Origin of the sequence: Pseudoalteromonas sp. JSTW (assembly GCF_013423925.1) — a bacterium.
In the GTDB taxonomy this organism is placed as follows: domain Bacteria; phylum Pseudomonadota; class Gammaproteobacteria; order Enterobacterales; family Alteromonadaceae; genus Pseudoalteromonas; species Pseudoalteromonas lipolytica.
On record NZ_CP058972.1, the window covers coordinates 981,182 to 995,970 of the forward strand.

Here is a 14,789-nt window from a genome sequence, read left to right on the forward strand (position 1 = left end):
AGCGCTTGCATCCCTCTTAAACTCGCTTACAATTTAGAAACTAACTAACCCGTAGTCACTGTGGTTCGCCAATAATGATCTTAATTTTAGACAATAATAATAATCGTGCGATTGGTTTAAATGCAGCCCTCACTTTTATCGGAGAAGCTGTACAACTCGTTGATGAGTCAACACTTCAATCATTTTGTGAAAAGCATCAACAACAAGAGTGCATGGTTATTCTTGGTGCACTTCAGCAATTAGATCATGAGTCTGTCATTAAGCAGTTTCCTGCGATCCCTTTTCTTTTGATTGGTGAAACATTAAAGCCACTTTTAAGCATTGCGAATGTTGTAGGCTTAATTTGTGAGCCATTTAATCATGATGTGACTACGCAGCTTTTACATGATTGTCAGCAATATCAACGTATGTTGCCGGGCGATCATAAACAGTCAAAATCGAATAAATTGTTTGATGGTTTGGTTGGTGAAACAGATGCCGTTAAAGATGTGCGTTTTTTAATTGAGCAAGTTGCTAAAACCGATGCCAATGTGCTGATACTCGGTGAATCTGGAACGGGTAAAGAAGTGGTTGCGCGAAATGTTCATTTGCTATCTAAGCGCAGCTCTGGCCCATTCGTACCCGTTAACTGTGGTGCCATTCCGGGTGAGTTATTAGAAAGTGAATTATTTGGCCATGAGAAAGGTGCATTTACAGGTGCAATTTCGGCGCGAAAAGGGCGTTTTGAATTAGCCCAAGGTGGTACGCTCTTTCTTGATGAAATAGGTGATATGCCGCTACAGATGCAAGTAAAGTTGCTGCGCGTTTTACAAGAGCGAAGCTATGAGCGGGTCGGTGGTACGAAACCAATTCAAGCCGATGTGCGTATTATTGCAGCGACCCATCGCAATTTAGAAGAGATGATAGAAAAAGGCGATTTTCGTGAAGATTTATTCTACCGTTTAAATGTATTTCCTATTGAGAACCCGTCGTTAAGCGAACGCGCTGATGATATTCCGCTCCTGCTTAAAGAGTTAATGCGTCGTGTTAACGAGCAAAGTGGCACGACGGCGAAGTTTACAGAGCGAGCAATTCAAAGCTTAAAAGAGCATGCGTGGCCTGGGAATATTCGTGAACTGGCAAACTTGGTTGAGCGTATGGTGATCATGTTCCCTGATAAAGTGGTTGATGTGCCAGATTTACCTGCAAAGTATCGTTACATAGAAGTTGAAGCCTATCAGCCTGAGTACCCTGAAGAGTTGATGGAACGAGATGCATTTAACGATATATTCAGCACTGGCTTTAGTGATTATGAAGATGAAGAGCCGCAAACGCCCGCTACACATGTTGACTCGGGTTTATTACCAGATGATGGCATTGAGCTTAAAGAATACTTAGCAGAACTTGAAATTAGCCTAATTAGTCAAGCGCTTGAGCGTTATGACTATGTTGTAGCGCGTGCTGCCGAAATTTTGGGCGTGCGCCGCACGACACTTGTCGAAAAAATGAAAAAATATAACTTATCGCGAGACTAGCGCTTGTTTGTATTATGTAGGTCGATGTTTACGGGAATACCTGAATTAACAGGCTAAAGTACGACCTACTTGATATCGCAATACCTTCCTTTATTTAAATCAAGCGCTTAATATTGCTCGATTATCTGGGCTTTTCTAAAACAATCATTACAGTGATCGTTAACCATGCCACAGGCCTGCATATGGGCATAAACGGTTGTTGGACCTAAAAATTTAAAACCACGTTTTTTTAAATCTTTTGCAAAGGCTGTCGAGGCTTCAGTAATGGCTGGGTAATCTTCAAGTTTATCGACATTATTCACCAAAGGTTTCCCCCCAACGAACTGCCATTGGTAATTTGAGAAGCTACCAAACTCTTTTTGTATCTCAATAAATCGCTTGGCATTATTAATCGTGGCGGCAATTTTTAAGCGATTGCGAATAATGCCGTCATCTTGCATTAGGCGTTCAATGTCGCTGTCATCCATTTGTGCAACGTCGTCAACAACAAAATTTTTAAAGGCGCGACGGTAGCCATCACGCTTTTTTAAAATTGTGTACCAGCTGAGTCCTGCTTGTGCAGATTCTAAAGTAATGAATTCAAAAAGGCGGTGGTCATCATAAATTGGCACCCCCCATTCTTCGTCATGATAGGCGACATAATCATCTTTGCTGGTATCGAGCCATGGGCAGCGGTTGTGGTGATGGTGTTGCATCGTTCCCTCGCGATTGTCATTTTTTTGTCGTTATAAAATTAACGCTAAACTGCTGAAATAAAACAATAATAATTATGGTACGGATTGTGCATTTACACAGCTAGACACGATTTTTTGAGTATCGATTATGGCCTTAGCACATGTACTAAAACCACAATTTATCACAGCTAATCAATATAACCCATGTTTACAGCAAGAAGAGTATGTGGGTGAGTTGAGTGAACTTCGTCAGCAAGCAAGTTGGTTGAGCCATTTGGTTGATACCATGCCTGCGGGGGTTGTGGTATTGGATGGCCGCGGCATGATTGCAAAAGCGAATCAAATCGCTATCGATATGCTTGGTGAGCCTCTGGAGGGGGAAAAGTGGTTCAGCGTTATTCAGCGCTCTTTTCGTCCTAAACAAGATGATGGTCACGAAGTCTCACTCAAAGATGGTCGCTTGATTAAGCTTGATATAACGGCTCTGACGCCAGAACCGGGGCAATTAATTTTAATGACCGATTTGACCGAAACACGCCGACTGCAAAAGCGTGTTGCACACATGCAGCGCCTGAGTGCGCTGGGTAAGATGGTCGCATCGCTTGCGCATCAAGTAAGAACACCGCTTTCGGCTGCTATGTTATATGCGGCTAATTTAGGCTCTAAACGCTTACCTGAAAGCTCGCGTGGTAATTTTCATAACAAGTTAATGTCACGATTAAAAGATTTAGAAACCCAAGTGAATGATATGTTGTTGTTTGCTAAAAGTGGCGAACAGCAAGTAGTTGAGCGTGTATCAATGCAGCAATTACTTAATGAAGTAAAAGCGGGGGCTGATGCTATGGTGGCGCAAAACCACAGTAAATTAACCGTTAGTTTGCCAGAGCCCGATATTGAAATTGTGGGCAATAAAACAGCGTTAGCCAGTGCTGTTCAAAATCTTATTCATAACAGTATTCAAATTATTGGCCAGCACGCAAAAGTGTCACTCAGCGCTCAGCGTGATGAGAGGAGTGAACACTGTGTTCGTATCAGCGTCAGCGATAATGGCCCTGGAGTCGATATTAGCCAAGCCGAAAAATTATTTGAACCCTTTTACACAACGAAAAGCCAAGGTACAGGGCTTGGGCTTGCAGTCGTAAGCTCAGTCGCTAATGCGCATCAAGGACGGGTCGAAGTGGCTAATAATGCCCATGGGGGGGCATGTTTTAGTTTAATCCTGCCCATTAGTGCAGAAACTACGTCAGTGGAGGCAAGATGAATACGAACTCTATTTTAGTCGTTGAAGACGACGCAGGCTTACGCGAAGCCTTAATTGATACATTGGAAATGTCAGGTATTGATTGCATCGCTGCCGACAGTGCCGAGCAAGCAATGGTATTGCTAAAACAAGGAACGTATTCATTGGTGGTAAGCGATGTACAAATGGGCGCGATGAGCGGCCTTGATTTATTGCGTAGCATTAAACTTAATTACCCTGAACTACCAGTATTAATGATGACAGCATACGCCACCATTGATGATGCGGTTGAGGCAATGCGTTTAGGGGCCATTGATTATATGGCTAAACCATTTGCACCCGAAGTTTTACTGAATATGGTGAGTCGTTATTTACCCGAGAAAGAAAAAGAAACCGATGGGCCGATTGTCGCGGATCCATCCAGTATTAAATTACTTGAGCTGGCCAGTAAAGTGGCACGTTCAGATGCCAGTGTCATGGTGCTCGGACCCAGTGGTTCGGGTAAAGAAGTGCTGGCGCGCTTTATTCACGATAAATCAAGTCGCGCAGATGCCCCTTTTGTAGCGATTAACTGTGCCGCTATTCCTGAGAACATGTTAGAAGCGACCTTGTTTGGTTATGAAAAAGGTGCATTTACTGGGGCGATTCAAGCGTGTCCGGGCAAATTTGAACAAGCACAAGGTGGCACTATCTTGCTTGACGAAATCACCGAAATGGATTTAGGTCTGCAAGCTAAGTTACTGCGTGTTTTGCAAGAGCGTGAAGTTGAGCGTTTGGGTGGTCGTAAAACCATTGAGCTCGATGTTAGAGTACTCGCAACCAGTAACCGTGATTTAAAAGAAGCTGTTAGCGAAAATTTATTCAGAGAAGATTTGTATTATCGCTTAAATGTTTTTCCTTTAATGTGGCGTCCGCTGTGTGAGCGCCCAGGTGATATTATTGTCCTTGCAGAGCATTTAATTGAGCGTCATTGCATCAGAAGTAAAGAGCCTATCGCATTATTAACTGAGCAAGCTAAGCAAAAACTGCTATCGCATGCTTGGCCGGGAAATGTCCGAGAACTTGATAATGTGATTCAGCGTGCACTGATACTATGTGATGGTAATAGCATTCATGAAGACGATATATTTATTGAAGAGCTCTTAGTGGTTAAAGCACAGACTGTAAAAAGTGCACCGGTGCAAAATGCCCCGGTTTATAAAGAGCAAGTGGTTAACCCCACGCATGACGAAATTCCATCTGTGAACGAGCAGGGAAATTATAAAGATGAGCTTAAAGACAAAGAGCATCGCATTATTTTAGAAACCCTAGCTAGGTGCCAAGGAAAGCGCAAAGAGGTTGCTGAAACATTAGGGATTAGTCCACGAACACTTAGATATAAACTAGCTCAAATGCGCGACTTAGGTATTGCATTACCCGCTTAAAAGCATCCCCCCTTAACTGACAAGCTCACTCCGTGTGGGCTTGTTTGCTGTCAAAACTCTGACAAACAAAATAACCATCTAACACATTGATTTATAGTGTTTTATTTTGTGGCACGTTTTGTGCTTTATCTGTATATAAGTAAACTGCATTGTCAGAGAGTATTATGAAAGTTCAAAACAGCGCATTATTTCAAGAAATGCAATCTATGGCACTTGAAGCTAGCCGTAGTCAATCCGTTAATAATTTACCAACTCAGGCTCAGCCAACATCATCGGCGCAATTTGGTGACTTACTTACAAGCGCGCTAGATACCGTTAATGGCCTGCAGCAAGAAGCAAAACAAAAAGTAACAGCACTTGAGATGGGAGACCGCAGTGTATCCCTTGCTGAAGTAATGATTGCTTCGCAAAAGTCTTCGGTTGCTTTTGAAGCAACGGTGCAAGTTCGCAACAAACTTGTCGAAGCATATAAAGAAATCATGAACATGCCTGTTTAACTAGGTAGTGGAGAATTATTGTGGCGCAATCTAATCAATCAACTGATCTAGCCCTCGCAGGCGGCGGTGTCGATACTTCAGACACGGATGATCAACAAGAGCAAAAGTCAGGCTACCTCAGTGCCCTCAATGGCGTTGATGTATTACGTCAGGTGACGTTGGTCATTGCACTGGCTATTTGTTTGGCAATCGCAATTTTTATTATTATCTGGGCTCGTCAACCAGATATGCGACCGCTGGGTAAAATGCCAACCGAAGAGCTTATCCAAACGCTGGACTTTTTAGACGCACAGAAGATTGATTATGAACTTGATGGTAATGTCATCTCAGTTGAAGAAGGCGAATACCAAAATATTAAATTATTGATGGCCCGTGAAGGTCTTGAGCAAGCGCCAAGCTCAGGCACCGACATCATCATGCAAGATATGGGCTTTGGTGTTAGCCAACGCTTAGAACGTGAACGTTTAAAACATGGTCGTGAGCAGCAACTTGCTCGCACAATCGAAGAGCTAAAAAATGTCACTCGCGCCAAAGTGCTTTTAGCAATTCCAAAAGAAAACGTATTTGCTCGTCGTGAAAAATTACCATCAGCTACCGTTGTACTGACTCTTAAACGTGGCCGTATGTTAGATGGTGAAGAAATCGACTCAGTTGTTGATATTGTTGCCTCTGCAGTACAAGGTCTTTCACCTGAGCGTGTTACGGTGACAGATCAAAACGGTCGCTTACTTAATTCGGGTTCACAAAATTCACTGGCAGCGCGTTCTCGCAAAGAATATGAAATTGAGCGCAAGCGTGAAGAAGAATACTTAAATAAAATCGACAGCATCTTAATTCCTGTCGTAGGCTTAGGTAATTACACTGCGCAAGTTGATTTAAATATGGACTTTAGTGCGGTAGAAGAAACACAAAAGCGCTACAACCCAGACTTACCTGCAGTGCGCAGTGAAACAACATTTGAAGAAAATAACATTGGTGGTCTTGCTGTGGGGATCCCAGGTGCCTTGACTAATCAACCGCCTGTTAATTCAAATATTCCTGAAGTTGCAGGACAAGGGGGCGCTGGTAGTGCAATGAACCCAAGTCGTTCGCACAAAGAAGCAACCCGTAATTACGAGCTAGATACCACTATTTCTCATAAGCGTCAGCAAACAGGTGTTATTCGTCGTATTAGTGTATCTGTTGCGGTTGACTATGTGCCACAAGTGGGTGAAAACGGCGAGACAACAATGGTTCCTCGTTCTGTTGAAGCGCTGTCAAATATCCGTCGCTTGCTACAAGGCGGAGTGGGGTTTGATATGCAACGTGGTGATGCGCTTGAAGTTGTTACTGTTCCGTTTGTACGTGAAGACACCGCTGCGGCCATAGAAGTGCCTATTTGGGAACGAGACTGGTTTATGAAGATATTACGTTTATCATTAGGTGCATTAGTGATTATCGTACTTATCATGGCGGTTGTGAAACCTATGCTGAAACGCTTAATTTACCCAGATGATACACTTGAAGAGTATGATGAAGATGCACTTAGCTCTGGTGTAGATATTGGTGATAGTACGCTAGATATGCTAAATAAAGACTTTGACTCTGCTGCTGTAGGATTCTCAAGTGATGGTACACTACAGCTGCCAGATTTACATGGTGATGAAGATTTACTCAAAGCAGTTCGTGCATTGGTTGCTAATGAACCAGAACTGTCTTCTCAAGTAGTGAAAGCGTGGTTAACTGAAGATGACTGATCAAGAACAAAAACAACTCCCACCGGCGTTTGATGTTGATAAATTAGACGGTGTTGATAAAGCAGCGATTTTATTGCTGAGTTTATCGGAAGAAGATGCTGCGCAAATTCTAAAACACTTAGAGCCTAAGCAAGTGCAAAAAGTGGGCATGGCGATGGCTGCATTAGACGATTTATCGCAAGCGAAAATCAGCGCCGTTCATAACTTGTTTATTGAGCAAATTCAAAGCTTCAGTACCATAGGTTTCCAATCTGAAGACTTTATTAAAAAAGCGCTTACGGCCGCACTTGGTGAAGATAAGGCCGCCAGCCTAATCGACCAAATTGTGATGGGTTCGGGAGCGAAAGGTCTTGATTCACTTAAGTGGATGGACTCGAAACAGGTGGCTAATATTATTCGTAATGAGCATCCGCAGATTCAAACCATTGTGCTTTCTTACTTAGAGCCTGAGCAATCAGCCGAGATTCTGTCGCAATTCCCAGAGAAAGTGCGTCTTGATTTAACGATGCGTATTGCGAACCTTGAAGAAGTTCAACCAGCTGCATTGCAAGAGTTAAACGAGATCATGGAGAAACAGTTCGCCGGCCAAGCAGGTGCACAGGCAGCGAAAATGGGCGGCTTAAAAGCAGCGGCAGATATCATGAACTACCTTGATACCAATATTGAAGGTCAGTTAATGGATTCGATTCGTGAGCATGACGAAGAAATGTCGCAACAAATTCAAGACTTGATGTTCGTATTCGAAAACTTAATGGATGTAGAAGATCGAGGTATTCAAGCGATTCTGCGCGAAGTACAGCAAGATGTCTTAATGAAAGCGATTAAAGGCACAGATGAGGCACTGAAAGAGAAGATCTTAAGTAATATGTCTAAACGTGCAGCGGAATTACTGGCCGACGACTTAGAAGCTATGGGCCCTGTGCGTATTAGTGAAGTAGAAGCGGCACAAAAAGAAATTTTGTCTACAGCACGTCGTTTAGCTGACTCAGGCGAAATTATGCTTGGCGGTGGCGGTGGTGAGGAGTTCCTGTAAACCATGACAAAGCCTTCCTTTCATCCCGGACGCCCAGTTCATGCAAGTGACGCAGTCGATGAACTACTCGAGAACTGGCCGATTCCTGATGTAGCGCAAGATACCCGAAAGTTTGCTGGGCGCTCAACAGCTTACGGTACCCCTTTGGCTGATCTGTACCGTAAAGAGCAAGAAAAAAAAGACGTTGAAGAAGAGCCAGAAGAACCTGAATTTCCACCTTTGACGATGGCTGAGCTTGAAAAAATTCGTCAAGATGCTTTCGACGAAGGCTTAAAGCAAGGCCATGAGCAAGGTTACATTGATGGCTTTGAAAAAGGCGTGGGTGAAGGAAAAGAAGCGGGCTACAAAGAGGGTGTTGAGCTGGGTAAAGCACAAGGCCAAGAAGACATAAAACCGATTTTAGAAGAGCAACTGACTACGCTAAGAAGTTTGCTTGATAGCCTAACTCAGCCCTTATCAAAAGTGGATGAAAGTGCTGAAAAGCAACTTGTTCAACTGGCCGTTATGCTTAGCGAATCGCTTATTTATCAAGAAATAAAAACATCACCAGATGTTATTTTGCACGCACTTAAACACGCTATTGATGCACTAGCAGACGAGCAAACAAGAGTGCGTATTCATCTACACCCAGATGACATTGCGCTGATCACTGAAAGTTACGGTGAGCAAACTATTACAGATAATCACTGGCAATTAGTAGCAGAACCGACACTTGAACGCGGCGGCTGCGAAATAAAAACCCCGCAATCATCCATCGATATGACCGTAAAAACACGCGTCAAAGAAACATTGGAAAACTTCTTGCATAATAGTGGTATCTAACTCTTTTTAGGCTCACTATGAGTAGTCAATCAATGACCCTTAGCGACCGTTTAAAACGGTACGAAAAGCATATTAAAGTTTCTAAACCGGCCGTTGCGGGTATGTTGACGCGCGTAGTCGGTTTGACGCTTGAAGCAAGAGGTTTGAGAGCGCCAGTAGGCAGCCAATGTAAAATAGAAACTATCAATGGGTTTGTCGATGCTGAAGTGGTTGGTTTTAACGACCAAACGCTTTATTTGATGCCAAACGACCATATTTCTGGAGTACTCCCCGGTGCAAGAGTGATCCCACAAGTTAATGAAACGGGTTTACCTGTAGGGATGGGCTTATTAGGTCGGGTTGTTGACGGCTTAGGTCGACCGTTGGATGGGCTGGGTGCTGTTAATGCTGAGCACTACCTCAAGTTTGCGCAAAATACGATTAACCCCCTTTCAAGAAGACCAATTAGTCAGCCGATGGATGTGGGTGTTCGTGCGATAAACTCTGTGATTACGGTGGGTCAAGGCCAGCGTATGGGCTTGTTTGCAGGCTCTGGTGTTGGTAAGTCGGTGCTGCTAGGAATGATGACTCGTGGTTCAGAGGCTGACGTCATTGTTGTTGGTCTTGTGGGTGAGCGTGGCCGTGAGGTCAAAGAGTTTATTGAAGAAATACTAGGAGTAGAAGGGCGTAAACGTTCAGTGGTCGTTGCTGCTCCTGCTGATGCATCTCCCTTGATGCGTTTAAAAGGCTGCGAAAGTGCAGTAACCATTGCAGAATATTTTCGTGACCAAGGGCTTAATGTGCTGTTACTGCTCGACTCTGTAACCCGTTATGCTATGGCACAGCGTGAAATAGCGCTGGCAGTGGGTGAGCCACCGGCAACAAAAGGCTACCCACCCTCGGTGTTTGCTAAGTTACCAGCATTGGTAGAACGCGCGGGGAATGGCGGCGAAGGGCAAGGATCTATCACAGCCTTTTTTACGGTACTGAGTGAGGGGGATGATATGCAAGACCCTATTGCTGACTCGGCTCGAGCTATTCTTGATGGACATATTGTGCTCTCTCGAGAGCTTGCTGATAGCGGCCATTATCCCGCAATAGACATTGAAAAGTCGATCTCGCGGGTGATGCCGCAAGTGGTGTCAGAGGCGCATATGCAGCAAGCACGTGTGCTTAAACAGGTTTATTCAATGTATCAGCAGAATAAAGATATGATCACGCTTGGAGCATATCAAAAAGGCACTGACCCGATGCTCGATCAGGCCATTAATATGATGCCAAGAGTCAATCAATTCCTACAGCAAGGCATGAAAGATGTGATCAGTTATGATGATGGCCTTCAAGGCCTTGCGCAGTTATTAGGGCAAGCATAATGGCAAACAGTAAACTTGATTTATTATTAAAGCTTGAAAACGATAAAGAAGAATCATTGCGCATGGATTACTTAAAAGCACAGCAGCACTTGCAAAGTAATCAACAAAAACTGCAAGGTTTAAACAACTTTCGATTAGAGTACTCACAGCAATTGCACTTAAAAGGCCGTTCTGGTTTATCAAGTGCAGGGTTTAGTCAGTACCATTCGTTTATAGCAAAAATCGAAGAAGCCATTCGCCAACAAGCCAGTACTGTTAATACGGCAAAACAAGTTGTATCGCAAAGAAAAACACTGTGGCTAAAACAGCAAGTTAAAGCAAAAGCAGTCGCTAAATTAATTGAGAAACACGCGTTAAAACAGGCTGCGATAGTGGCTAAAAATGAACAAAAAATGTTGGACGAGTTTGCCTCTAATCAGTTCTTCCAGCGTCAACTGAAAAACCCAACCTTATAATACTGATTTTTAGGCATGTAATTTGCAGTTATCTGCTTAACAGCGTTAATTTTGGCACTTGCGGCGGCAAATTGCCTCTTTATATTTAGGTGAATTATGGCGATCAGTGATATTAATTTGCAGGTTAAAACTGAGCACGATACTGGTTTTTTAAGCAAAGAATCAGAGGCAAATGATCACGCATCAGGCCTAAGCTTTTTAACTGAATTGTCTGAAGCAAGCGAAGCGGTACACTCTAAAACTGTCGCTAATAAACAGAGCGACAATAGTAACGTAATGCAAAGTGAGGCTGAACAAGCAGGCGGTGTCGTCGCGAATAATACACAGAGCAAACAGGTTTCTGATAAGCAGACGCATGATGATGAAGCCACAGACGTTGCCTTCATCGAAGGGGAAGACAACCCACTGCTCTCACAAATTAATGCATCACACGCAATGAGCACGCGTGTAAACGTGCTCGCAGACAAATATGAATTTAGTGGGATTGTGGTTGATAAAAAGCCCACCCCAATTGATGATATTACGCCCGTTATTCCTTCGCCTTTAAGTGCGTCTTTAGCAGATGATGACGCGTTGTCGGACAGCGAAAACTCAGTTGCCAATCTATTAACTAAGTCTAAAGTTGCTACCGCGATTGACAATCAATTGAAACCGATTGGCGAATTGCCACCGAAAGATTCAGTCACGCCAATTATTGATAGCCCGTCTGTACTCGATGACACTGAAAATGCGGCAACAGTAAACACTGCCAAGCAGTCTCAAGTTATCACGGCAAATACTACTGAGCAAAATGCAGCGATGAAACAGGCCGCACAGGCTACAGAACTGTTGAGCAGTGTTAGTAATGATACGAAGGCCGCATCGTTAGGTTCAGTGGTGACTCCCAGTGGCGAAGTGCAAGAATCGCCGATTGTAGATGCTAAGTTAGCACCGACTAACAACGCTGCTGAAAATGCGAAAAATATCGCTAGTAAGCCAGCGATAGATACTGACAATACTGTTACTAAAATGGCGGCGACAAATTCAGCTGATAGCGTGATGAGTGAGAAAGCGGCAAACGAGTCAGTCACGAATCAATCAATCGTCAGTTTGTTGGCAAAAGTACAAAGTGGTGATGGTCAAGCGGTCAGTCAATTTGCCAAAGAATTGACTTTAACGTCAACGCAGCAGGTAAAACTTGAGCAGCAAATTAATCAATTAAAGGCGGCAGGTGAGCTAACCTCAAATGACGTTGATAAGATTAAAGCGCTACTTAGCGAAGCGATGAATACTCATAGTGAAAAAACACAGACACCGCAGCCGGCATTAGTCGCAGACGCAGCGAAAGCTGCACTAAGTAATGCTACAGAAAGCAAAGTGTCTGGCAGTAAAGTCCCTGACAGTAAAGTTCCGGCTGTAATAGAAAAACAAATTGCCACATTAACGAAAGATGAGCAGCAAGCATTGCTTAATAAAGTAAACGCACAGTTGCAATCTTTAACACCAGGCACTCAACAATATGAAAAATTAGTGGCGGTGCAGACTCTTTTATCTGACGCGGTTACCCCCGTGAAAGCGGATGCTGTAACACCCACATTAACGGCGACAACAGAGCCTGACAGTAAAAGCCCTAAAGCTGAGCGCAGTGAGCAATTATCAGTGCTAAAAAATGCCAGCGCTGTAAACACAGACACTGAAGCAACATCAAAGCTTGATACTTTACTCGACACTGAGCGCCCAAAAGAGGTGTCGACAGCACGAGTCGTGCAGCTTTTCAATCAATTGACGGCACCGCTTAATCCCTCTCAAACAGGGGCTTATGAGGCGGCCTATCAACAATATGAACAAGCCTTAGATGTGCATAGTTTTCAAACACAGGCTCAACAGCAGCCACAAAGTAAAACAGTGAGCCTTGACCCTGGGGTGATGCAAGCAATTAATATTATAAAAAGTGATGCGGCAAAAATGCTCCAAGAGCGAGTCAGTGCCCTGTTAAATATTAATAACAAAGAAGCTGAAATACGTCTTGATCCGCCTGAAATGGGCAGCATGCAAATTCGTATCCGCAGTGATGCTGAGCAAGCACAAATTAACTTTGTTGTGCAAAATCAACAAGCCAAAGAAGCTTTAGAGCAATCGATGCCACGTCTGCGAGAAATGTTAGCGCAACAGGGGATTGAGCTAGGCGAAAGTAGTATTCAGCAAGGTAACCCTGAACAACAAGGCAGCCAGTCAGAGCAAGGGCAGCTTGCAGGGCATCATAATGACGAAGAGGTTCAGCAAGACGTCACGACGCAAAGCGTAGAAACTTCTCGACAACAATCGTCATCATCAATAGATTACTATGCATAAGTCCTGCTATTATAAGAAATAATACAGTTACAGAGAATGAGTTTACTGTAACGCTTAAGGAAGTGATTATGGCCGAAGACGCAAATTTAGAAATAGAAGATACCGGTAAAAGTAAAAAAAAGCTGATTATAATCATTGCTGCAGTTGTTGTGATTTTAGCCGCAGGTGCAGGGTATTTTTTATTTATGGGCGATGATGCCCCACAAGAAAGCCTTGCTGATGAAACAACGGTTTCTGAAACGGCTGCTCCATCAAGCTCTGCGAAGGTCGGTTCGGCGTTATATGTCGCGATGCCGCGTCCTTTTGTGTTTAATGTGCCAGGTGCCAGTCGTGATCGAATTGTACAAATTAAAGTGCAGTTATTAGTACGCGGTGAAGTAAACGAAGAAACGGCAAAGAAACATATTCCACTTATCGAAAGTACTTTATTAGGGGTGTTGTCTACGACCACAGCTGATGAACTTGGCACCAGTGAAGGTAAAGAGTCAGTGCGTGTGGCGGCACTAGAAAAAGTTCAAACTGCCTTAAATGATGTTGAAGGCAGTAAAGTGATTGAGCGGGTGTTGTTCACCGGCTTTGTGATGCAATAAGGGGTCAGCGTGAGCGATTTATTATCCCAAGACGAAATTGATGCGCTCTTACACGGCGTTGATGAAGTCGAAGAGGAAGATATTCACGACGGTGGTGATTCAGACGGTAATACACTTCAGTATGACTTCTCATCACAAGATCGTATTGTCCGTGGTCGCATGCCGACCTTGGAAATCGTGAATGAACGTTTTGCCCGTCATATGCGGATCAGCTTATTTAACATGATGCGCCGTACCGCAGAGGTATCAATAAACGGCGTACAAATGATTAAGTTTGGCGAGTACATCCATACCTTATTTGTACCAACAAGTTTAAACATGGTGCGTTTTCGTCCTTTAAAAGGCACTGGCCTGATCACCATGGAAGCACGCTTAGTGTTTATTTTGGTCGATAACTTTTTTGGTGGTGACGGGCGTTATCATGCAAAAATAGAAGGCCGTGAATTTACGCCAACAGAGCGTCGTATTGTGCAAATGCTACTCAAAATAATCTTTGAAGATTATAAAGAAGCATGGGCACCGGTTATGGATGTGTCGTTTGAGTACCTCGACTCTGAAGTTAACCCTGCGATGGCAAATATTGTTAGCCCAACAGAAGTGGTGGTTATTAGCTCGTTCCATATTGAACTTGATGGCGGTGGCGGTGACTTTCATATTGCCTTGCCGTATTCAATGCTTGAGCCAATTCGTGAATTACTTGATGCCGGTGTTCAATCAGATACTGAAGACACTGATTTGCGTTGGAGTAAAGCTCTCCGTGATGAAATTATGGATGTCGAAGTCGATTTATCAACTCAGTTATTAGAGGTTGATTTAACGCTTGCGCAAATTATGGAATTAAAAGCGGGTGATATTATTCCCGTTGAAATGCCTGAACACATTACGGTCTTTGTTGAAGAGCTGCCGACCTTTAGAGCTAAAATGGGCCGCTCTCGAGACAATGTGGCATTACAAATTAGTGAAAAAATTAAACGCCCTGAATCAGTTAAGTCTGAACTCCATGTGTTCACTAAAGGTGGCAAAAAACTGGATTCGGATGCAGAATTAGCAGAACTAGAAGAAGATCTTCACCTCTCTGAAGGTGTCGATTTAGACTGGTAGTCGATTTATAAGGTTAAATA

General features: G+C 43.5%; 13 protein-coding genes. 12 read left to right on the forward strand and 1 reads right to left on the reverse strand.

Going from position 1 to position 14,789, the window contains the following annotated elements; translation table 11 throughout:
- The first annotated feature begins 74 nt into the window (after nt 1-74).
- The gene (locus GZH31_RS04520) at nt 75-1,514 is read left to right on the forward strand and encodes a sigma-54 dependent transcriptional regulator (RefSeq protein ID WP_074988678.1); all 1,440 of its coding nucleotides are present in this window, start codon (nt 75-77) and stop codon (nt 1,512-1,514) included.
- 107 nt (nt 1,515-1,621) lie between these two features.
- Here the strand turns inward: GZH31_RS04520 and GZH31_RS04525 are convergent, their stop codons facing one another.
- Nucleotides 1,622-2,209 carry a DNA-3-methyladenine glycosylase I gene (locus GZH31_RS04525; RefSeq protein ID WP_036970153.1) on the reverse strand — a complete coding sequence of 196 codons (588 nt, stop codon included), beginning with the start codon at nt 2,207-2,209 and terminating at the stop codon, nt 1,622-1,624.
- A gap of 127 nt (nt 2,210-2,336) precedes the next feature.
- Here GZH31_RS04525 and GZH31_RS04530 point away from each other — a divergent pair, with 127 nt between their 5' ends.
- The 11 genes from GZH31_RS04530 (at nt 2,337) to fliM (ending at nt 14,769) form a co-directional block, all read left to right on the forward strand.
- Nucleotides 2,337-3,449 (forward strand): PAS domain-containing sensor histidine kinase, encoded by a 1,113-nt coding sequence (locus GZH31_RS04530; protein ID WP_180311426.1) that lies wholly within the window; start codon nt 2,337-2,339, stop codon nt 3,447-3,449.
- On the forward strand, nt 3,446-4,852 hold the full coding sequence (locus tag GZH31_RS04535) for a sigma-54 dependent transcriptional regulator (protein WP_036970147.1): 1,407 nt from the start codon (nt 3,446-3,448) through the stop codon (nt 4,850-4,852). The genes GZH31_RS04530 and GZH31_RS04535 overlap by 4 nt, the downstream gene beginning before the upstream one ends.
- 164 nt (nt 4,853-5,016) lie before the next feature.
- The gene (gene fliE, locus GZH31_RS04540) at nt 5,017-5,349 is read left to right on the forward strand and encodes a flagellar hook-basal body complex protein FliE (protein WP_036970144.1); all 333 of its coding nucleotides are present in this window, start codon (nt 5,017-5,019) and stop codon (nt 5,347-5,349) included.
- 20 nt (nt 5,350-5,369) lie between these two features.
- Entirely contained in the window at nt 5,370-7,085 is a 1,716-nt protein-coding gene (gene fliF / locus GZH31_RS04545; RefSeq protein WP_036970141.1) for a flagellar basal-body MS-ring/collar protein FliF, read from the forward strand.
- Nucleotides 7,078-8,118: a flagellar motor switch protein FliG gene (fliG, locus tag GZH31_RS04550; RefSeq protein WP_036970138.1), complete on the forward strand. Its 1,041-nt coding sequence runs from the start codon at nt 7,078-7,080 to the stop codon at nt 8,116-8,118. The genes fliF and fliG overlap by 8 nt, the downstream gene beginning before the upstream one ends.
- 3 nt (nt 8,119-8,121) lie before the next feature.
- Nucleotides 8,122-8,940: a flagellar assembly protein FliH gene (fliH, locus tag GZH31_RS04555; RefSeq protein ID WP_075593867.1), complete on the forward strand. Its 819-nt coding sequence runs from the start codon at nt 8,122-8,124 to the stop codon at nt 8,938-8,940.
- A gap of 17 nt (nt 8,941-8,957) precedes the next feature.
- Entirely contained in the window at nt 8,958-10,292 is a 1,335-nt protein-coding gene (gene fliI / locus GZH31_RS04560; RefSeq protein ID WP_075593868.1) for a flagellar protein export ATPase FliI, read from the forward strand.
- Entirely contained in the window at nt 10,292-10,747 is a 456-nt protein-coding gene (gene fliJ, locus GZH31_RS04565) for a flagellar export protein FliJ (RefSeq protein WP_036970129.1), read from the forward strand. The genes fliI and fliJ overlap by 1 nt, the downstream gene beginning before the upstream one ends.
- A gap of 96 nt (nt 10,748-10,843) precedes the next feature.
- On the forward strand, nt 10,844-13,078 hold the full coding sequence (locus tag GZH31_RS04570) for a flagellar hook-length control protein FliK (RefSeq protein WP_180311427.1): 2,235 nt from the start codon (nt 10,844-10,846) through the stop codon (nt 13,076-13,078).
- Nucleotides 13,079-13,146: 68 nt separating this feature from the next.
- On the forward strand, nt 13,147-13,668 hold the full coding sequence (gene fliL, locus GZH31_RS04575; protein ID WP_036970126.1) for a flagellar basal body-associated protein FliL: 522 nt from the start codon (nt 13,147-13,149) through the stop codon (nt 13,666-13,668).
- A gap of 9 nt (nt 13,669-13,677) precedes the next feature.
- Nucleotides 13,678-14,769: a flagellar motor switch protein FliM gene (fliM, locus tag GZH31_RS04580; RefSeq protein ID WP_036970123.1), complete on the forward strand. Its 1,092-nt coding sequence runs from the start codon at nt 13,678-13,680 to the stop codon at nt 14,767-14,769.
- Nucleotides 14,770-14,789: the final 20 nt, after the last annotated feature.